Below are 19432 nucleotides of genomic sequence, written 5' to 3' on the forward strand. Positions count from 1 at the left end.
CCCCCGCAGATGGGCAGGTTTACCGATACAAAATTCGATTTTGTAAATGTGCCTTAAGTCTAGAGCATATCAGGAATTTATTCCAAACAGATGAACGAAGTCGCCCAGCCAAGTTTGGCGTCATTGAAGATCCTATCGCAGTAACCGAAGAACCATACAGACAATGGGAGGTTTGTATGAAAAGTTTGTTGCTTGTATCGTGCATATTATTAGTCACATGGGCTTGCTCATCTGAAGATGATGAAGACGAAGACGAAACAACAAGCGATACAGTTGTATTTGGTCAGCTCAATTTTTCTCCTTCTGAAACTGAAGCTGTACTACCTCAAGATGTTGCCTTGGCTTCTGTAACTGCTCCTCAAAGCGATCTAGCCATTGATGTTGTCCAAGGGCAATTGAATGTTCCCGGCCTTAAGCTGCAATCCAATGATGGCGATTTTTTAAGCCTCGTGGCAGATATAAAATCCACTATAGAAGCGGACGAGCTTACTGATTGCCTGGCAGCGATACCAGAAGAATTTAGTCTTGCTCAAGGAAACCTCGGCCATTCAACATGCTTTGGACCAGCGATTATGGGAAGTGGGGGCGTTGATATTGGCAATGGCGATGCAGGAATCTGGTGGGACTATAGTGATGTGACTGCTAGTAGCGGCGAAGCCTGTAGTTCTTCTGTTGGTGATAATCTGATGACAAATGTTGGAAATTATAGCCAATCGGCAATAGGTTTTGTTGCTCTTGTGACATGTTCGGCTAGGATAGCTGGTACCGAATTACCTACTACAGAAGGGGAAAGTGTCGATGTTGTAGGAACCCTAGCAGGGCTTGATACTAGCGACAAGAACTTTTCAATTACAGCTGCCTCGATAACTTTTGAGGGAGAAAATGCATCGGGATATCCTGTATTCTCAACCTCTGTCGAAGGCAGTCTAAGTGATGTAGCACGAGGTCTAGAAAAAGAATTTACCTTGAATGTCCAGCAAATCCTCCAGGATGATTCTTTTACCGATTACAACGGAGTGATTCAGTATAAGATTGCGGAATTCGAAGATGATCGAGATGCTGCTATTTCTCTCGTTTACTCCTATAGCAGCAGTGCTTTGTCTTATCGATACCGGCAGGTACAGCTTGCCAGTAGTGTAGAAACTGTATTCGATAGCACATCAGGAGAGGTTTCTAGCACCGTTTATGACAACGGCAATGGTTGGGCTGAAGTTGTTGCGAATGTGGACAGCAATGGCTTTGGTTCATTGGCCTTTATTTGGAAAACTACAACTATACTTGTGTTTAACGCGATAACTGAATCAGATGGTAGTGGAACAGCCTTCTTTGGTCACCGTGATGAAACCAATGCAGAGATTGGAAGCAGTGATTTCTATACGATCCAGGGTATGGCTTGCCTGCCGGTAAATCCAGGAATTACCTATAGCAGCAAAGTTCAGAAGCAAACCCTTAGTCTCGACCTTAATACTGGCAAATGGAATCTAGATGTGGCAAATACGAGCTTTGCGCCAACGACAGATTGCAATGCAGCCGATGGGGACTCCTATACAGGTAGCAACGATGGAGAAAGTAAGACGGTGAATGGGCCTTTAACGAATAACCTGTCCGATGTTTCAAGTTATCAAAGTAGTTGGACTGGCCCGAGTATTCCAACAGTTGAACTTCCTCAATAGGCTCGTGCTTAGCCAAATGGCTAGCTTGCGAAAGACTAGAGTTTTATTAAAGGTGAGCGCAACAGAAGTCGCAGACTTTCGCTGGGTTGATGGTTTCAAGATACCAATTCTCAAGGCTTAGTAGGCTTTGATAGCGATCTAGTTGATCTTTACCTTCACGCTTTAGGTTTTTCAAACGTTCCTCAGCCGGAGTATTCATGTAGATCTTGAAATCAAAGTACTGGCTGAATTCTTGCTTCGAAATAAAGCTGCCTTCCAGAATGATATCCTTACTTGGAAGGCATAGTTGGAGTAATTTTTCGCTATTTTCTGTATTGCTGTCCCGTGGGGTGTAGGCTATGGGTCGGCCACTGGTTGTGGGACGTAGGATCTTTTCCTCAATCTCGTCCCAGTGATATAGCTTGGCGAATTGTTCCTCAGGACTGGAATCCTCAGCGATCGTACCAAGGAAATGGCTGGCTTTGACGACTTGAGCTCCACAAGCACGGGCCAGTGCCTGGGCTAATGCCGTTTTGCCGGAACCCGGGCAACCATCAATACTTATTAGCTTTGGTCTGGCTTTTTCAATGCTTTCTAACTGACCCACTATGCGGCAGAGAACCGAATCGAATGTCGGCACGTTGAAGTCTCCTTGAAGGGGTTCTTTGATATTATCGCAGATGTGGCAGCAATGAACAAACAGGGCTACCGTCTCGATGATTGAGACGGGAGTGGTTGGGGATATAGTGAGCTTAAAGTCTCTCAGGCTAGAGCACTAAGAACTTTTCTTAAATTGGTTGAGAATACGAATACTCTCTTGAACGAGTTCTTGACTCAAACCAGGTACCTTATTGATGTGGCACTGACCAAAGTCACCATGGGGATAGCCAAAGCCCAGGTCTGTGAGAATGGTTTGGAGGATTTCAAAATCTTCGTTCTCTAATGTCTTTCCCTGTTCCTTAAACTTGCTTTCAATCAACTTCCGCGCTGCCATGATGTTTCCACAATGGAGAGAATCGTGACAAAGTGAGCAATCGTGGATGATTGATTTCTTATCCTTGGTCTTGTCGGTCATGGCCCATCCTCCTAGTGATTGAGAATCCCGTATTTTTCTAGGCGATAGCGAAAGGTATGCCTTGAGATACCTAGCAGCGCTGCCGCCTTGGTCTGATTATTTCGAGCTTTATCTAAAGCTTGGATGAGCAAACTTTTCTCTAATCCTTCCAGGTTGAGTCCAGACTCTGGTAAATGGAAGGTTTCATCGCTAAGGCTCATAGCGACGCTTTGATTGCTATCACCATAGTAAGATCCACCATTGCTATGGGTACTGTGTAAACCATGTCCATTGTGAGAGGTGGGAGGCACCTGGCTGACTTGTGGTTCTGGTTTCGGCTTCTGAGATCTTGGAGTGTCGAGTGTGATGTGATCCACCTCAAGATGATCGGGGCTATGAAACACCAAAGCTCTTTCCAGAACATTTTTTAGCTCCCGAATATTGCCAGGCCAGCTATGATTTTTTAGCATTGATTTTACTGCATGACCGACTTCGGGAGACTTTATCTCCAGGTCTTTGGAGATTTTATCAACAAAGAAGTCGACAAGATCATCGACATCTTCCAGTCGATCCCGAAGAGGGGGTATTTCTACAGGTAGCGCACTGAGTCGATAATATAAATCGGCGCGAAACTGCTTTTCGTGAATTTCGTCGAGGAGGTCTCGGTTGGTAGCACAAACGATTCTTGCATTGAACACAATGTCTTTGGTGCCGCCGAGACGTTTGAAGCGACGGTATTCCAAGGCTCTGAGCAATTTAGTTTGCAGCTTCATAGGCATCTCCCCAATCTCATCAAGGAAGATAGTTCCGTTTTGAGCCATTTCGAAAAGCCCTAGCTTGCGGTCGCGGGCATCGGTAAAGGCACCTTTTTCGTAGCCAAATAACTCACTTTCTAAGAGATTCTCTGGAATACTTGCGCAGTTTATTTCAACGAAGGGTGCGGCGGCGCGATCAGACCAATCGTGCACAGCGCGAGCAGCTAGCTCCTTACCACTACCGCTTTCTCCAGTGATCAAAACGGTATTCGCTTTTGAGTTTGCAATACGCCTCAGCTGCTCTTTTACTTTCATCATAGCTGGCGATTTACCAATGATCTTAAATGGGTCTCGGGGACGCTCAAATCCCGTGAGGCGATTCACCTTTTGGCGTAACATGGAAAGTTCCGACGCTCGTTTCACTGATGCAATCAGGCTCTTCATATCAAAAGGTTTTTGCAGATAGTCGAAGGCACCGAGACGCAAGGCATCGATGGCTGACTCCACAGCGCCATGTGCGGTAATAAGGATCACTGGCATATCAGGCTTCTCATGACGCCACTTTTTGAGTAGCTCCATGCCGTTACCATCAGGTAGGCGCAGGTCGCAGATGGCAACATCAGGATTGACACGATTGAAGGCTTCGATAGCCGTTCGAAGTGAGTTTGCGGCATGAACATCAGCGCCATGAGCCTTTAACTCTGTTTCAATGGACCACGCGAGAATCTCTTCATCGTCAACAATCAAAACCTTGCTATCTTGAAAGATTTCTTGCTCTGGATTTTTAGGCATCATTTGCTCCTGCGGTTTACCTTCTAAATCTGTTAATCAAGTTCCATACCATGGGCTAAGATCTAGTAATTATAGTAGCTTACTTTGTAAATGTAGGATGAATAGAGTCAAATGCCACGACAATGTTTAATATAACACAGAATACAGAGTCATATGGTCCTGTGAAAAGGAGCAGATTAAAAGCTGTTAAATTAGTATGATGCGCTCCCAAGACGATTGCCGTGCCAAACTCCAAAACAGGAGATTCCATGACTATTGAGGTCGCAGCTTTAAAAAAATTGGTTAGTTTTATCCATTTGCCTGTGGTGGTGTTGAGCCAAAACCAAACTATCGTCATGATGAGTGATTCCGCGCGAGACAAGCTGGGTTTGAAGGGTAAACTTGAAGGCAAAAGCTTTTCCACCTTGAGCGGCAAGGGAAGCTCATTTGAGGAGCTACAGAACATGGTCGTTGCTGCTGTTGGTGGTGCTACGTTTCAAGGCGATCTTTGGCGCATGATCCCACAAGATGATGGCCAAACCATCTATGTTGGTGGCATTGATAATGGATACTGGCAAGAGCAACTGAATATTTCCGCGCGAACGATTCGAGATCATAAGCGAGCACTAGACTTAAGCTCTATTGTGGCAATCACGGATGCCCGTGGGGTCATCTCCTATGTGAATGATACCTTCTGCCGAATCTCCGAATACGATCGATCGGAGCTGATTGGTAAAACCCATGCTGTTGTGAATTCCGGATACCATTCTCCAGAGTTTTTTAAAGATCTATGGAAAACCATTGCTACGGGTCAGGTATGGAAAGGCGAAGTTAAAAATCGAGCGAAGTCCGGTAGGGAGTATTGGGTCAACACTACTATCGTGCCTTTTCTGGATCAGAAGGGGCGACCTTATCAATATATCGCCATTCGTCAGGATATCACCGAACAGGTTGCTTTCAAGGAGGCGATCGAGCGCCAGAGAACCAATAACATGCATGCTGAAAAAATGGTTTCTTTGGGCGAGATGGCAGCGGGAATCGCTCATGAACTTGGTAACCCAGCTGCGTCTATTCAAGCTTGGCTCGATGTGATGGAATCTCATCTGCTTCGGGGTGAAGTTGATCTCGATCGTTTTTTAAAAACCCTGCCTAAGGTTCGTGCAGATGCAGTAAGAATCAAGGATATCATCCGCGGTATGCTAACCTATGCTCGCGACGGCTCGAAAGACCCGTATATGTCCGAAAGTTTGGCTAAGTTAGTGAAATTGGTACAGGACTATTGCTCGTTTAAGTTTAAGAAGATGCAAATAGATTTCACTTTCGAGATGGAGAACCCCTATCTGGAGCTGGAGTGTCGACTTTCTGAAATGACACAAGTCTTTGTAAACCTTATCATCAATGCCTGCGATGCGATCAAGGATTTGGATGAGCGGTGGATTCGAATCAAGGTTGCAGAGCTTGATGACCAACTTGAAATTCATGTGATCGACAGCGGCTTCGGGATTGAAGCGGAGGTGGCAGATAAAATTTTTAATCCGTTCTACACAACGAAACCTGTGGGACAAGGCACAGGGTTGGGGCTCAGTATCGTGACATCCATTGTGGAAGGGCATCAGGGGAGCCTTAGGCTAGACTCAGGTCAAGCTCACACTTGCTTTATAATCCGACTGCCGAAGAAACAAAAGTAGGATTCCCTTGTTTAAGACTTAAACATCCGTTGAGCTTATTCGTATATCGATTCGGTTACCTTTTAAGCTTGGCGGAACGGATTTTAATAAAAATAGCAACTTAAGATAAGCCCGCACCAGATCGACTTTGGCCCGGTCCTTGAATTCTTACTAGTGACCGTTAGGTTTTTACACGAATTTTTGGACGGAGTTGTAATCGTGAAAAACACAAAATTGTTCTTAGCTGTTGTTGTTCTATCTCTCGCTGGTGTTGCTTGTAGTCACAATCAAGAAAAATCTTGGGACGACTTCGTCAAGCAGCCTGGCGCTAAAAAGGTTGAAAAGAAATTAGACGACAAGAAGCAAGCTCCTGAAGCTTAACTTTTGGTTTTTGAAAAATACTTCGCTTGTGGCAACTTAGCTACGCAAGCGAAGATTTTTCGCTTTTCCATTCTTCTAAGCCGCCAGATCATCTTTCTTAGCAACATCCTTAGCTTTCGGAAGAAAAACTGTAAATATAGAACCCTTGCCGATTTCGGACTCAACCGATATGGAGCCACCGTGGACATCTGTGATTTGCTTGCAAATAGAGAGTCCAAGCCCAGTTGATGTTTCCCCTTGAGTTCCGGGGCGAGAGGCCTCAGAAAATGGCTGGAAGATCGTTTCGATTTTATCTTCAGGGATTCCAATCCCTGAGTCTTCGACACTTAGTTGTAGGAACCCCCCATCAGCTTCAACTAATGAAATGGAGATGTTGCCGTCCTGAGGGGTAAACTTGATGGCGTTACTGCTTAGATTATGGAATAAGCGGATCAGAGCTGACTCATTGCCGTTGACCCGAGCATTCGGATGGAAAGTAGCAGTAAGTTTGATATTCTTAATCGTTGCGAGCTTGGTCATTGGCTCAAGGACGCTATTAAAAAGCTTGTCTAGTTGTAGTACCTTGGTATCCATATCATTTTTGGTGTGCTCTAGCTTCGTAAGTGCTGCTATGTCTTGAATCAAGTGAGTTTGAACATCAACACATTTGAGAATCGATCCGAGATCCTTTACCAAAGACGGAGGCAGATCGTCATTGTCCTCCATAATGAGCTGGGTATAGCCAGTAATCGCTGCGAGAGGAGCCTTCAGATCATGGGAGCAGGCAGCCAAGAGCTGATTTTTACTCTCATGAATGGCTTCCAGTTCGCCTACTGCCTTCTTCAACTTCTTACGCTGATTCAAAAAGTTTATATGAGAGCTGATGCGAGCGAGTAGCTCTTCTTTCAGGTAGGGCTTATTCAGATAGTCAGAAGCTCCAGCCTCGAAAGCTTGTTTCAATGTGGTTCGACAATCTTCAGATGTGAGAACGATGATCGGCATATCTTTCTTACCGAGTTTCACTCTCACGTTTTGGCAAAGCTCGATACCATCCATCTCTGGCATGACTAGATCTGTCAGGAGGATGTCGTAGGGTTCGGGATTTCTTTGCAACTCTTCAAATGCTTCGCTGCCATTAGGAAATGCTTTGGAAGCAATCCCAACGGAAGAGATATGGTGAATTAAGAGATCTCTCGCAGTCTTGGAATCCTCTGCTATAAGAGCAGTCATCCCTGAAAAAACAACTTGAGGCTGGAGGATGCGATTCACTGTGGGGACTAGGTGATCTCTAAGGTCTGCCTTAACGATGTAATCTGTTGCCCCAGCCAGGAATCCCTTATTGCGGCTTTCCATATTATCTTTCGCTGAAACCAAAATAATCGGAACCAAAGTGAATTCGTCGCCCTTATGAAGGGTTTCTTCGATGATTCGGATGGCTCGACAGGTTTCGAAGCCATCAAAGTGAGGCATGGTTACATCCAAGACAATGAGATCTAGATCAAGACTAAAGTTCTCGGCTGCGACTCGACCGCTTTCGCATTCAATCACGTCATAACCAGCTTGGGAAAGTTCCGCGTGCAAAAACGATCGCGAAACCTTACTGTCATCAATGACTTGAATCTTGAACGAATTCGTCATTCTAACCTCCTGGACCGACTATCGGAGCTTCCTGAGGGATGTTAAGTCTAGGCTTGAAAAAAATCAGCCTCTTTAACCAAAGCCACCGGGTGTTTGCGAGAATGCTGGGAGTTATTGTTAAGGTACAGATATAATGGAACATATCGAGCCTTTTGAGCTGATTCGATACGGCGAGAATCGACCTTTTTTCGGCAGAACTTTGGCTGTGAGCTAGCTAAACATCATAAACGAAAAGACAAATCCCAAGGTCAAGGTCTGGCTATCAGATCTGTGAACGAAGCGTCGAATACTAACATACTGTAAATAAATATACTTTTGCTGGTACAGCTCATGCATTTCTTCGCCAGATTCACAATAAATTGATATTAGTTATTTGAGGGACGTGATGTGGACATTGGCGGGATGGTTGATACGGTTATTTTCAGTTTCAGTCTTGGGTATTTTGGGATGCAACAATAGTAGCCTTGTCGATGCAGTGCAGACAGGAAAGACTAGCGAAGCTCAGGACGATGACGTTCGCGAGCGAGAGGATGAGGCTGTCTCGACTCCGGTCAATGTTAGTGGTGCCTATCTATATTGCCAAGTGAACCAGCCAGCAATAGCCGACGACCCAGGAATCATAGGGTGTGCGATTCAAGATATCGAAAGCAATGAAAAACTCGATCTTGGCGAATGGAATGACGATATCGTCTGGCAACCTCAGGTAAACGACTCTCAGATTCGCATTGAAACGCAGACTCAGAAACAGAGTTCTGCGTGGCATGCCCTGCACCTGATTCAAGGTGAAAGTGCAGACCAAGTCAATGAGGCGATGGCAAAGATTTGGTTTAAGGCAGCTGTCCCTGGAAGAATTCCCTTAGAATCCAATCAGGCTGGCCCCCAGGAAGCGGTGGAGTTTGTCGAAGAAGCCGCGACAATGGTCGATCAAGTTTTAGAATGGCAAGCTTTAACTGGTGAAGCTGTTCCCACTAATGCTGTTCCCGGCGGCTCAGAGCATCGTGGTTTAGTGCCTTTTACGGTTTGTCGCAACTACCATAGTGGAGGCGTGATTCCAGGGAAACTGGCCCCTCATCATCTTGATTCTTCACGATCCATTTGCCGGACAGCTTTGGATGGTGCTACCTTTCTATCTGTAAATTCCCAGTTCGAACTGCTCTATCATTACGATGTTTTAGTCGAAAAACCCGAGGATGAGTATCAATGGATCTCCTCAAGTGATGGCAACGTGCCCGAGAAAGCAGTGATAACGGGACGGCTTGCAGATGGAACAGCTCTGTACTCTTGCCGAAACCTTGAAGCCGGCCCCCCACCCGTAGCAGAGGATCGAACGAATGATCCAGCAGGGGAGCAAACCCCCGGCTACCTTGCTGATGGCGCTACAGACTGTGTTCATGAGTACTATGGTGAAAAGCGCTCGACCAGTTATGAGGTGCTCGTCAAGCAATAAGGCGCTTTATACTATAGCAGGCCAAAGCCCGCCATGGCGAGGGGAACTAGGCTAGCAAGCCAAGCGAGACCCCAAATGACGCTACGCTGCCACGATAGGTTCAAATTGTAGGCGGCGACGTAGGCAAGCCTTGCGATAATGAAGGCAAGTCCACAGCTGTGTAGAAGAGATTCAGGCTGATTAGTGACATGCCCTACGATCATGGAAGTGGCGAAAACGGGAAACGCTTCCATCGTGTTCAAGTGAGCGTTGTAAGCTCGTTGGATATCCTCAGTTTCTTCGTACTGTTTTCTAGGATTGTAGTTATTGTATCGCTTTTTATGCTGGATGACTTTGACGACGGCTGGAGCTTTGGAAAAAACGTTAAGCAACGCTGCTAGAAATATATAAGCAAAAACTGTCATGATTGACCTCCTTATGCCTAAAGGACACGCCCTCGATCACCCAAACCAATTGCGAAGTGGATATGCCATAGCTTGTCGGAGCGTATAGGCCAGTTTATGGAAAGTCAAGGATTTCAAAACGAACTGCTGGAATTGGCAGCAGTTCCTCATCATCGTCTGAGTCAGCGCTTGCCATTCCAAGTGCCACGGCGGTTACTGCCTACAGTGCGACCAACGCCCCATTCACCTTGAAAGACTTGAGCAGAACGATCGCTCGTTCTAAAACGAAACCAACCTTCTTGACCATTATCGAAGCGCCAGCGCCCAACGACTTTTTTGTTGGCATTGCTATATCGAACGTCTTGTAGAGTTCCCTTACCACCGGAAAATGTTTCGTAGCGGCCACCGAACTTGTCAAAACTCATAGACCCATATTGGATATTACCATCGGCTGCAACATAGCTAAACTGGTATGCCCCTTCCATCCATGGATTGTCTCCATGTCCTGGTTCGCCGCCACAATCTTGGTAGTCTAGAAAGTAGCGAAACGCTCCACCATCAATTGCCATGTAGGTTTCTTTGGTCTCAGCATTGGCTCTATGAGCAGCAATTATGATATCGGCTTGCATTAAAATTTGAATATTGCCCTCGCTATCGCCACATTCGCTGTATCCTTCGCCGATGTTGGTGGTTTCAACGATATCTTGGACCTTGGGCTGATGGAAGTATCGATTGACAGTTAGTCGTCGTTCACTGTTTTCATAGCCTGGTCTTACAATGAGAAATGACTGCCCGTTTAAACTAACCTCAGTTTCACCTTCCAAACCCAATTGACTGAAGCGAACTTTTTTTCCTTCTGGAACCTTAATGGGAATCACGACGCCACAGGATGCATGGACCTGTCGGTAATCGGGACTCGTTTCGATATTGAATTCATCGAATGAGATATCAAAGGTGCCATCGTTATTGGGACGAATATTTACGTTATCTTCAAAGCAAAAGGACCCGATATCTTGGGACTGCTCACCACTTGGTACATCGCTATTATTTACATCAGTTGTGTAAAAATTATCGTAGTCGATGTTTGGGGTAATGGCATCAGCAGTCCATGATATTCCTAGTGCGATCAATGGCAATAATGCTTTCATAATTCTTACTCCTTAGTAGTATCAGTTTTAGGGCTTCCATCGTTGCTGAGGCAATCAGCAAGGACAGCGTCAATGATCATAGAGTTTATCGCAAGGGTTCCCAAGAGTGGTTCAGAGTCTGGTTCTTGATCAAGGTCCCCGGTGTTTTTTAGATTTGTCTTGATGAGAGTTTTATATAGACCATCCTGGCCACAGGCTTGTGAACCTGATTTTGCAGACATAGAAAAAAGGAACTCTTGCTCACCAGCAAAATTGCTTACTACTGCTGGACGTATCTCGCCACGATCTCTTTGCCGGATAGATATGCTGGCTTCGTCATTAGCCTGAATGGCCCCGCTACCAGATAGAGATATATCGATTTTGATCAATCGCTGATTGTCACCAATTTCCAGGTCCCAGAACAACTCACAGCTGCGTCTAGCTGAGGCCTCTAAACTCCGTTCAAGTCTAAAATCAAAGAAGTCTATTTTGAATCGCTGGCTTCCTTGTTTTTGAACCTTAAACAATTTGGGGCAGCTCTTGCCATTTAAACTTATATTTTCAAGTTCGGCTTGGTCGGTGATAGCTTCATCAGATTCAACCATCTCTCCGTTGGCCATGGTAGCACTTGCGATGAAGCTAGTGAACAACAGAGCTTTATGTAATAATCTCATAAGAAAACCTCTTTTGTGAGCCTCCCGAGGGAGGCCTCATGTTTTTTAGCAGTGATCGTACTCAAATTTGTAGCTTAGAGCAGGTTGCTTCAGAGCACCGCCATCGATAGAAATATAGCCGTTCCGGCTGCGGATCTTTATAGTTGTTTTCAGTGAGAAGTCTTCACCACAGCCACGATAGTCCCAGCCTTCCGCGACATTGAATGATTGCTCGACTTCAAAGGTCTCAGAAAGATCGAATGATTCACTATAGGCGGCTCCGACAGTCCCTGCCAAGCGATGACGAACGCTAATATTAGCGTTGCCTTCAGCCATAAGATCAGTCTCTCCTTCAAATGCCACACTTTTTACTTTTACCCTGTAACCGGGGGGAACTTTGATAGGTGTGAATATCGTACATGAACGAGATAGGGTTTTAGCCTCAAAATTATCCACTTCGAAGCCGTCGAAGATAAAGTCTAGATTACCACCAGACTCGTTGTTCGTTAGCTGGGGAACGGAAATCAGGGGCAAATTATCTTCCATGCAGCCTCGACCAGAGAACTCAACCCCGCCACGATCTATTACGACTTCAGGGACTTGGCCTGCGAATGCAGAGCTAGCCATAGATAAACCAAGAACAAATGATGCGATAGATTTCATGATAGTGCCTTTCAGTTTATAATCTTTGTTTTATTGCAGATGTCTTCTGCGATGTGAAAAAGCTACTCAATTCAAAGGTGGAAAAAAAGGTTTACCAAGGGACATGAGGGGACATGGAACGTATTGATAACACTGGTAATATTGTGTATAAAGTCTTATCTCTAGTTAGCTTTTTTACAGTTATTGATAGAATTTGAGAGGTTAATAATGGTTTACCCAATATTTGCAATGGTATCTTTATTCTTTGTAGTTTTATTATATGGGCTTGTAATTCGTATTAAAGCGGTCAAGCAGGGAACGGTGCATGGGCATTACTTTAAGACTTTTGAAGCACGAGCGGCGATCCCCGAAAAAATTGTTCAGCACAAAAACCACATCGAGAATCTTTCCCAAGCACCTATCTTGTTTTATGTGGCTTGCGTAGTTGCTATGATTCAAACCTATGATGACACCATGATAATATTAGCCTGGCTATATGTAGCCTTACGGATAGTCCACAGTATCATTCATCTCAGCTACAACAATGTGATTCACAGGTTATCTGCGTTCTTGGCAAGTAACGTTGTGCTTGTCGTTCTTTGGTTGAGACTGCTTTAGAGCTTAAGTTTGGCTGGTAGGAGCTTCAATTCCGGGTGTTCAAGCCCTCATGGGTAACTCGATTGAACTAGTGCCTAGTCGATTTGAAGCCTTGGCGTTGTTGACTTTGTCACTCGTTCGTCACCGTACCCAGCACGTGCTGTCTCCTCGTTGCCTAGCCGATAATTCAACTTGAGTAGGCACTAGGCTGGTGACGTTTCGAATATAAGTATCTGAGATAACGTGATAAATACAATGTGTTGTCGCTCGTCGTCACCATATTCCCGATATGGCATTGTCTCGCTTCTAGGCTCGTCTTCATCCAGTCAGACCAGCTAAGTGTCTTGGGAACGTCAACAGCCCTTAGTAAAACTTCTGATCAGATGTCGCTCCCTACCACATCTTTCTGAATTTTAGCTAAATAGATTCCGACATTTAAGCTAGGCCTGGACCTTGCACAAGTCCACCTAGGAAATGCTTTTTATAATCATTAACACTGCGATGAAGCTGGAAGATCGGAAGCTGTGGAGTTGGAGGCAGATATGAACTTTTCTAAGTTATCACTCTCAATGATTGCGTTGCTAATGCTTGGATGTGGTCCTGAGGGTTACAACCAAAAAATTAGTAGTGTTGATTGCGAGTCGGTTAAAGATGATGGAAGTACTACTTTGAAGACAGATCAATCAGCAAATCAATTAGAAAATGTAGATATTGCTACCAATACGCTATTGATCTCTGAAATCTGCGTGAACCAGAAGTAAAAATCAAATGGGTAAAGCTGATTTCAGTTCCACATGAATCATTGATAAACGCCAAACTGAATACTCATTATCCGAGCTGCTGGTGCTTGTCTTGAATAAAAAGGCTGTCTCGGTCTTCTTGGGAAACGAATGTGCCTGCGATGCCTTGTCGGGATAAAACCAGCTTTAAGCGTTCCGCCTCCAAGTGAAAAAAGCGCTTCAAAATTTTTAGGCTAGCTTGAATCTCTGTTGCTTGGTGACGGGCTTGGGGCTTTTCAAGGAGCGCCTCAGCCAATTGACCCAGCAAACCTATTGATTCCCCTGCTAGAAAATTATTTACTGATTGCTGCCAATATGGATCGATTTGGCGAAAGCTGGCCGCCATTGTATAAGTGCCCTGGCGATGAGCTTGACTCAACTTGGGGTCGAGGTGTCCTAAAAAGCCCATCAGGTGGCTCAATGCCTGAAATGCTTCCTTACTTAAGTGTCTTGAGCGAAAGCAGCCAAAAAATTTCGTCTCCTCAGAGAATTCCTCATGGGGTTGGCTGGTGTAGATAAGGCTAAACTCTCTGGCAGGTTCGTTGTAGTGGAATGCCAGGTAAGGGTACATAAAGTAAAAGGCACCGGCTACGTTATAAGGTGGTTGGTGGTAACGAATAAGCTGGTTTTCTAGCAAGAGTGCAGCCGCTTCATTGGGGCACAAGCTTAGGCATATTTTAAAGAACTTGCGCCTGATAAGCCTCATTTTGCGATGTTTCTTACGCCTGCCTGCAGACTGGTACTGATTGAGCCTTTGCCTAAGGTTTACGGCTTTGCCAACATACATCAGCTTGTCATCTTGATCATGAAAGCAGTAGACTCCCGTGACTTGGGGAATATGTTGCAACCAGTCCTTTCGATTGCATGTGATCTGTTCGCTCTCAATTTGGATCACAATCGAGTCAGATTTTCGAGTCTGCAAAAATACCTTCCTCTGCCGTTAGCTTTTTAAATCGAGCTCACGGGATAAACACGTTAGAACAGTTTTTATCTGATCATGGGAAAACTGCCCAGTAGCGGCCAGTCGCTCACCGATGCGATTCTTATTCACACGGGGACCACTTCGCTTCTGTGCACCTCGCCGGACATTTTTCTGATTTAAGACATCCTGCAAGGCCGCGACCATATCAAAAGAAGGATCTTTTTGAAAGCGGGCTGCGAACTTAAAAACAACGGAATCTCGCAGTTTGGGGTTCTCGCGGATAAATTCAATCACTTCCCTGGGCAGTTCATTTATCCCTAAGGTTTTCTTAACAGAGGCAGGGCTTTCATCAACCATGAGTCCGATCGTTTCTAAATCTAGGCCTGAATCAAGGAGCTTAGCATAAGCTGTAGCCCTGTCCAAAAGGGCCATATCCTTGCGCATGGCGTTGGCCATAACTGATTTAATGGCGGTGCATTGGGACTGATATTCTTCTATGGATCCGCGGACTACCTCAGCCTGAAACACCAGATGTGCATGGCGTGGATCTGATTTGATGCGGCGGATCGCTTCTAAGCGATGATGGCCTGAGATTACAAACAGCTCCCCAGTTTCGTTCACATGAAAAAGGTGGATGGGCTCCTGCAAGCCGATCGCTAAGATAGACCGAACCAGCTTATCCACCGTATCTTCGTCTAAGCTCCGGTAGTTGTCTGATTTGATAGTATCAAGATCGTAAAGATTTTTGAGCATCGGGGTCTCCTTTTTCAATGACAAGGTGCCGGTTGGCGACACGTCTCGGAGGACTCTAGGTAATTATCCAGATTTAACCACAAAAATGCAATTTGTTTAGGAGGAGGAATATGAGGCATCCCGTGAGATAGCATCCTACAGCTCTTGACCGAGAAGAGTTTCCAGGTTTTTGACAAGTGACAACGGAAGAGCCGAGCTTGGCGAACTACAGGACCCATTTTCATACGTAAAAATAGCGTGCTAAAGGGTGTTCCCTCAAGGCTCCTACATAAATGTAATGAAAACTTTGAGTTAGAGCCTTCAACTCCGAAGAGAAGGTTGCTAGTCTTCTCTTTTAAACAATAAAGGGTGGTCATGATTAGGTCGGAATCGGGTGGTGGACCCTACCAATCCACGCTTTGGATGGCGACACAAGAGCCGGAATTGAATGAATTCCTGGGTTATCTTTCGCGGAAAAAGGATGAGCTTCTCGAAAAGCCGAACGCAGACCATGTATTCTTCTTCAATGAAGACCACGTGCAACGGGTACGCAAAGAGTTTTCCCGTATGATCCTAAAAGGCGAGGAGCGGCTGCATCGACTTTGTGGGCTTTTTGCTGATCACTTTATGGCAAGCGACTACTTTCTAAAATCGGTGGTGATTGGGCGTAATGCTGAGGAAGAGTCGTTCTATTTGAGTCAGGGCATCACCGAAGATGAAATCTATAAAACCACAGACCTCGACTTGGGACGTCGGCTTCTTGGAAGGATGAAGTTTCAAAAAGGTGATACCTGGGTTCTGCCATCACTCGTGGCCAATTTTGTCGAGTACCAATCAGCATCTACCAATGAATTTCAAATTCATAAAATGGTAAGTCGGATCAAAGCTGAAGAGGAAATCTGGGCTAAGGCTGTGGATGAGATCTTTCAGCTTGATCAAATCGTATCGCGTGATAAGAAACTACGCAAGCTGTCCTTCTATATTAAAGATATATTTGGAGTTAAGTTTGTTGTCTCAAAAAGTCATCATGTCCCACGGCTTCTCTCGGCTCTTGAAAACTTTCGAGGAGATAACCGCAATGATGAAATTCGTATCATCGAAGTGAAAAACCACCTTGGATTACAAAAACAAAAGAAATCGGGGTGGCAAGCCTTGAAAGTTGTGGTTGCGTGGCAGGGGAAGGTCTTCGAAATCCAAATCCAGCCTCTCGAAGTCTATCTGCGAGAGCAAGAGTATTTAACTGGTGAGAGCCATGCTGGGTTCAAAGAGCGAAGGGAGCGAATTCGTAATGAGGTTGCTCAAAAGTTGCCTCTGTTTGGGTTTTATGTGGAGCTTTTAAAGTGGTTGTTCATCAATCCCCACCAAAAACCCCCGCAAATGTCAGGGATTCGAGTCGAGTTGGACAACAGCAAGAATCAACTTACTTCACCTGAGCCGGACCTCTCTTCTTGAGAACGGCATTGAGCCGAGGCATGATGAGCTTATGCCGCTTGTGAAGGAATGTATAGCCTTTTAGGTGAGTGATCGGCGGTTCAAGTCTCCTGACCGAAGCATATCTTTCATGGGACTCTAAAATTTTCTCAGCGAAAGCTGTCGGCAAGACAACATAATCGATGCGCTTTTTCATGAGCATTCTAAACAGGTGATCAATCTTACTACCCTCTGTGAGGGTCATGGGAGACTTTGATAAAAATGTTCTAATAGCATTGAGTTCACGGAGTATTCCTACTTCCTTTTGAGACAGAAGTTCAAGGGATGCTTTTCTTTCTGATTTACTGATAGAGTAAACCGAGACCGAACCCAATGCTGTAGGGTAATCAAGCTGTACTAAGTTTTCTTGGCTTGGATAAGAGGGCAGTGCTTCAGGGACTAGGAGTAAAATCCCGTCTGTCTTTCCTGAGTTGGCTTCAATAACGGATCGGGCCGGTGGAATTTCAAAAAATTCCACTTTTACCTGGGCTTCGTCAAAAACGTCTGCCATATGACTGACAATCGGCTCTAGGCCTTTTTGGTTGAGGTAACCAATTTGAAGTGTTTGAGACAATCCGAGATTGGCTAGGCTCAATAGGATAAAAATAAGTGAATATCTCATGGCTTGCTCGCATCGGTAATGTCAATCATAGTCATTGTAATGTCTCTGCTCTCGATGGTCCACAGGAGAGTGATCATCTAGTGCTCAAGTCAGCCGATCTGTGTCAGCTGGCGATCAAATGGCTTCACGACCTCTACTGCAATGAGAGTCATATCGTCTTCCATAGGAAGTTTATCAAGCCGGTGTTGATCCCAGACTTCATTCAGTAGTGACTCTACGGTATGAGCATTCTTTATGGCTCTGAAGAGATCTCGCTCCTTCAGAAATGCTTTGTCACCTATTTGATTCTCAAGGAGCCCATCAGTAAACAGCAGGAGCATATCCCCGGCCTGCAACTGGAGGGTGCGGCTTTGCCATTGGCTATCCTCGAACATTCCCATCACGCTACCTCGACCGAGTAATGGCTGACATTTCGAATGACTCTTATGAATCAAGGCTCGATGGCCTGCATTGATATAGCAAGTACTACCACTCAACGAATCAATACCGACCATTGCCATTGATGCAAAGTGGTTGGTTTGTTGGTAGTATCGACTCATGACCCGATTAACCGTTTTAGTTACAGATTGACAAGAATCCTCAAGACTAAGATCCGAGCTTCGTAGTTGATCGATGGCGCTGTCTAAAGCGCCAAGAAAGGCGGACGCTATGATAGAGGCTGGAATCCCATGACCGCTGACATCTGCGATCACGATATAAATGAACTTACCTCTGGGATCGATCAGGCAATTATATAGGTCGCCACCGCTGATCTCGCAGGGTTTATGGCGAAAATGGAGTTCGATTTGATCTTGTGGGATGGCTTCTTTCATCAACGAGGTGTGGACGATGGCTGTCGTTTCCATGATGACCTTTGCATTTGAGGCTTCCTTGGTTGCAGTCCTCAAGTGATAGGCTAGTGTCAGTGAAAGTAGGATGACCTCACCAAAGACTCCGATGTGGAGGTAGAATTGTGTCAGCTCATTGGATGGAATCAAGCCCAAAAGACTTGAGTTGAATAGCACTATGCTGATGGCCGGGCTACCCCAGGAAACTAAGAAAAATTTCCCCACCATAGAGCCTGCCTTAACGGCAACGATACCGTTGATTAGTATGACAACAGGAAAAGCTAAACCGAGAGCGGCTGTAAACTCCATAAGAGGGGCATAGGGTGCTAAGGTACACGTAAATCCCGTGATCGCAACCATCACCATCCACCCAATAGAAATCCGGTAGACAAGCCGCGAGCGTTGTTGGGTTTCTAATATTAAAATTGCAAACTGAGTTCCAAAAAACATAGCAAAACAGACAACCAAAACATTCAAGTACTTATTCAGCCACAGGTTATCCTTCCAGAAAATCTCAGTCGCATAACCATCTAGGTGAAAAAACATAAAAAACCAGACAAAAACATTGATCGCATAGGCAAGATATGCCTTATTCAAGGTGAAGCTGAAAAATATTAAGCCATAGACTGCTGCTAGGATCATTAGCCCCGAAAATGCTCCGTACAGGTGCTCTTTGAATCTAAGATATGACTGAAACTGCGCCTCTGTCCTAAGGTAAATCGGTAGAATCAAGGCATCACTGCTTGCAATTCGAAGGTAGATATCTGTTTGACTTGTCGCTGGAAGGGTCAGGGCTAGAGCTGGCTGGCTCTCTGGAATGGGGCGCTTCGCAATTGGGTAGTAGATGCCTGTAGTTTGAGAATGCCATGCTTGCTCACCACTGCGTGAGTAAAGGGTAATATGATCAATCCATGCAGTGCCTATATTTAAAACAAGGTTTTTGGGTTCTGAACTATCGTTTATTAACAATCCCTTGAACCAAAAAGCAGACTCGCTATATCCATAGACTGGAGCAGCGAAGCTTACTGCAGAAAAATCACGTTCTACGACTTCGGCAAGAGTGAGGTTTGCGCTTGGATCTTCTAAAACTTCGAGCTTATTACCTATCAACCCTCCACCAAAGCTATCATCGATAGCGATTGCTCCCCAGCCATTGCTGGATAGCATGTAAAAGAGGAAGACTACTATGTAATATTTTGCTGACAAAAATTCCTCGAATATATTGGTCCTGTCAGTGTCGATCTGGGCGAACAGTTTTTTGCCACAGTTTGGCACCTAACTTCTCGGCTGCCTCTGATGCTATCTGAGCAATCGCAGAGGTAAATAATTCCTTT

At 45.2% G+C, this 19432-nt stretch carries 19 protein-coding genes; 7 read left to right on the forward strand and 12 right to left on the reverse strand.

Going from position 1 to position 19432, the window contains the following annotated elements; translation table 11 throughout:
- Positions 1–176: 176 nt before the first annotated feature.
- Positions 177–1673 carry a hypothetical protein gene (locus B9N89_RS06705; RefSeq protein ID WP_132316851.1) on the forward strand — a complete coding sequence of 499 codons (1497 nt, stop codon included), beginning with the start codon at positions 177–179 and terminating at the stop codon, positions 1671–1673.
- A 46-nt stretch (positions 1674–1719) separates the two neighbouring features.
- Here the strand turns inward: B9N89_RS06705 and B9N89_RS06710 are convergent, their stop codons facing one another.
- The 3 genes from B9N89_RS06710 to B9N89_RS06720 all read right to left on the reverse strand — a co-directional run bounded on the left by B9N89_RS06710 (position 1720) and on the right by B9N89_RS06720 (position 4253).
- Positions 1720–2292: an AAA family ATPase gene (locus B9N89_RS06710; RefSeq protein WP_159455197.1), complete on the reverse strand. Its 573-nt coding sequence runs from the start codon at positions 2290–2292 to the stop codon at positions 1720–1722.
- Between the two features lie 135 nt (positions 2293–2427).
- Positions 2428–2727 carry a hypothetical protein gene (locus B9N89_RS06715; RefSeq protein WP_132316847.1) on the reverse strand — a complete coding sequence of 100 codons (300 nt, stop codon included), beginning with the start codon at positions 2725–2727 and terminating at the stop codon, positions 2428–2430.
- An 11-nt stretch (positions 2728–2738) separates the two neighbouring features.
- Positions 2739–4253 (reverse strand): sigma-54-dependent transcriptional regulator, encoded by a 1515-nt coding sequence (locus B9N89_RS06720; protein WP_159455198.1) that lies wholly within the window; start codon positions 4251–4253, stop codon positions 2739–2741.
- A gap of 248 nt (positions 4254–4501) precedes the next feature.
- Between B9N89_RS06720 and B9N89_RS06725 the strand changes: the two genes are divergently transcribed.
- Complete coding sequence (locus tag B9N89_RS06725; protein WP_132316843.1) at positions 4502–5920, forward strand: two-component system sensor histidine kinase NtrB; 1419 nt, start codon at positions 4502–4504, stop codon at positions 5918–5920.
- Between the two features lie 198 nt (positions 5921–6118).
- Positions 6119–6280 carry a hypothetical protein gene (locus B9N89_RS31275; protein WP_159455199.1) on the forward strand — a complete coding sequence of 54 codons (162 nt, stop codon included), beginning with the start codon at positions 6119–6121 and terminating at the stop codon, positions 6278–6280.
- Positions 6281–6355: 75 nt separating this feature from the next.
- Here B9N89_RS31275 and B9N89_RS06730 read toward each other — a convergent pair whose 3' ends face one another.
- Positions 6356–7897, reverse strand: a complete 1542-nt coding sequence (locus B9N89_RS06730) for a sensor histidine kinase (RefSeq protein WP_132316841.1) — start codon at positions 7895–7897, stop codon at positions 6356–6358.
- 406 nt (positions 7898–8303) lie between these two features.
- On the opposite strand from B9N89_RS06730, the gene B9N89_RS06735 reads away from it, so the two are divergent.
- Positions 8304–9344 carry a DM9 repeat-containing protein gene (locus B9N89_RS06735; RefSeq protein WP_159455200.1) on the forward strand — a complete coding sequence of 347 codons (1041 nt, stop codon included), beginning with the start codon at positions 8304–8306 and terminating at the stop codon, positions 9342–9344.
- Between the two features lie 11 nt (positions 9345–9355).
- Here B9N89_RS06735 and B9N89_RS06740 read toward each other — a convergent pair whose 3' ends face one another.
- From B9N89_RS06740 to B9N89_RS06755, 4 genes are all read right to left on the reverse strand, one after another.
- The gene (locus B9N89_RS06740; protein ID WP_132316837.1) at positions 9356–9748 is read right to left on the reverse strand and encodes an MAPEG family protein; all 393 of its coding nucleotides are present in this window, start codon (positions 9746–9748) and stop codon (positions 9356–9358) included.
- 161 nt (positions 9749–9909) lie between these two features.
- Positions 9910–10875, reverse strand: coding sequence for a DUF4360 domain-containing protein (locus B9N89_RS06745; RefSeq protein WP_132316835.1), 966 nt, complete (start codon positions 10873–10875; stop codon positions 9910–9912).
- A gap of 5 nt (positions 10876–10880) precedes the next feature.
- Positions 10881–11528, reverse strand: coding sequence for a hypothetical protein (locus tag B9N89_RS06750; protein ID WP_132316833.1), 648 nt, complete (start codon positions 11526–11528; stop codon positions 10881–10883).
- Between the two features lie 45 nt (positions 11529–11573).
- On the reverse strand, positions 11574–12170 hold the full coding sequence (locus tag B9N89_RS06755) for a DUF4360 domain-containing protein (RefSeq protein ID WP_132316831.1): 597 nt from the start codon (positions 12168–12170) through the stop codon (positions 11574–11576).
- Positions 12171–12377: 207 nt separating this feature from the next.
- Between B9N89_RS06755 and B9N89_RS06760 the strand changes: the two genes are divergently transcribed.
- Positions 12378–12767 carry an MAPEG family protein gene (locus B9N89_RS06760; RefSeq protein ID WP_132316829.1) on the forward strand — a complete coding sequence of 130 codons (390 nt, stop codon included), beginning with the start codon at positions 12378–12380 and terminating at the stop codon, positions 12765–12767.
- Positions 12768–13288: 521 nt separating this feature from the next.
- The gene (locus tag B9N89_RS06765; protein ID WP_132316827.1) at positions 13289–13507 is read left to right on the forward strand and encodes a hypothetical protein; all 219 of its coding nucleotides are present in this window, start codon (positions 13289–13291) and stop codon (positions 13505–13507) included.
- Between the two features lie 67 nt (positions 13508–13574).
- On the opposite strand, the gene B9N89_RS06770 is transcribed toward B9N89_RS06765, so the two are convergent.
- Positions 13575–14447, reverse strand: a complete 873-nt coding sequence (locus B9N89_RS06770) for a GIY-YIG nuclease family protein (protein ID WP_132316825.1) — start codon at positions 14445–14447, stop codon at positions 13575–13577.
- Between the two features lie 18 nt (positions 14448–14465).
- The gene (locus B9N89_RS06775; RefSeq protein ID WP_132316823.1) at positions 14466–15200 is read right to left on the reverse strand and encodes a ParB/RepB/Spo0J family partition protein; all 735 of its coding nucleotides are present in this window, start codon (positions 15198–15200) and stop codon (positions 14466–14468) included.
- 354 nt (positions 15201–15554) lie between these two features.
- Between B9N89_RS06775 and B9N89_RS06780 the strand changes: the two genes are divergently transcribed.
- The gene (locus tag B9N89_RS06780) at positions 15555–16631 is read left to right on the forward strand and encodes a hypothetical protein (RefSeq protein ID WP_132316821.1); all 1077 of its coding nucleotides are present in this window, start codon (positions 15555–15557) and stop codon (positions 16629–16631) included.
- On the opposite strand, the gene B9N89_RS06785 is transcribed toward B9N89_RS06780, so the two are convergent.
- The gene (locus tag B9N89_RS06785) at positions 16600–17271 is read right to left on the reverse strand and encodes a type 2 periplasmic-binding domain-containing protein (RefSeq protein WP_132316819.1); all 672 of its coding nucleotides are present in this window, start codon (positions 17269–17271) and stop codon (positions 16600–16602) included. The two genes, B9N89_RS06780 and B9N89_RS06785, sit on opposite strands and share 32 nt — an antisense overlap.
- A gap of 89 nt (positions 17272–17360) precedes the next feature.
- The gene (locus tag B9N89_RS06790; RefSeq protein WP_132316817.1) at positions 17361–19304 is read right to left on the reverse strand and encodes a SpoIIE family protein phosphatase; all 1944 of its coding nucleotides are present in this window, start codon (positions 19302–19304) and stop codon (positions 17361–17363) included.
- Positions 19305–19432 lie beyond the last annotated feature (128 nt).

It is taken from the genome of Pseudobacteriovorax antillogorgiicola, assembly GCF_900177345.1.
In the GTDB taxonomy this organism is placed as follows: Bacteria; Bdellovibrionota_B; Oligoflexia; order Oligoflexales; family Oligoflexaceae; genus Pseudobacteriovorax; species Pseudobacteriovorax antillogorgiicola.

Bases quoted from the DNA above. Each gene is read 5' to 3' on its own strand.
- B9N89_RS06705 (WP_132316851.1), top strand. From the start codon at position 177: ATGAAAAGTTTGTTGCTTGTATCGTGCATATTATTAGTCACATGGGCT.
- B9N89_RS06715 (WP_132316847.1), bottom strand. From the start codon at position 2,727: ATGACCGACAAGACCAAGGATAAGAAATCAATCATCCACGATTGCTCA.
- B9N89_RS06720 (WP_159455198.1), bottom strand. From the start codon at position 4,253: ATGCCTAAAAATCCAGAGCAAGAAATCTTTCAAGATAGCAAGGTTTTG.
- B9N89_RS06725 (WP_132316843.1), top strand. From the start codon at position 4,502: ATGACTATTGAGGTCGCAGCTTTAAAAAAATTGGTTAGTTTTATCCAT.
- B9N89_RS06730 (WP_132316841.1), bottom strand. From the start codon at position 7,897: ATGACGAATTCGTTCAAGATTCAAGTCATTGATGACAGTAAGGTTTCG.
- B9N89_RS06740 (WP_132316837.1), bottom strand. From the start codon at position 9,748: ATGACAGTTTTTGCTTATATATTTCTAGCAGCGTTGCTTAACGTTTTT.
- B9N89_RS06745 (WP_132316835.1), bottom strand. From the start codon at position 10,875: ATGAAAGCATTATTGCCATTGATCGCACTAGGAATATCATGGACTGCT.
- B9N89_RS06750 (WP_132316833.1), bottom strand. From the start codon at position 11,528: ATGAGATTATTACATAAAGCTCTGTTGTTCACTAGCTTCATCGCAAGT.
- B9N89_RS06755 (WP_132316831.1), bottom strand. From the start codon at position 12,170: ATGAAATCTATCGCATCATTTGTTCTTGGTTTATCTATGGCTAGCTCT.
- B9N89_RS06760 (WP_132316829.1), top strand. From the start codon at position 12,378: ATGGTTTACCCAATATTTGCAATGGTATCTTTATTCTTTGTAGTTTTA.
- B9N89_RS06765 (WP_132316827.1), top strand. From the start codon at position 13,289: ATGAACTTTTCTAAGTTATCACTCTCAATGATTGCGTTGCTAATGCTT.
- B9N89_RS06775 (WP_132316823.1), bottom strand. From the start codon at position 15,200: ATGCTCAAAAATCTTTACGATCTTGATACTATCAAATCAGACAACTAC.
- B9N89_RS06780 (WP_132316821.1), top strand. From the start codon at position 15,555: ATGATTAGGTCGGAATCGGGTGGTGGACCCTACCAATCCACGCTTTGG.
- B9N89_RS06785 (WP_132316819.1), bottom strand. From the start codon at position 17,271: ATGAGATATTCACTTATTTTTATCCTATTGAGCCTAGCCAATCTCGGA.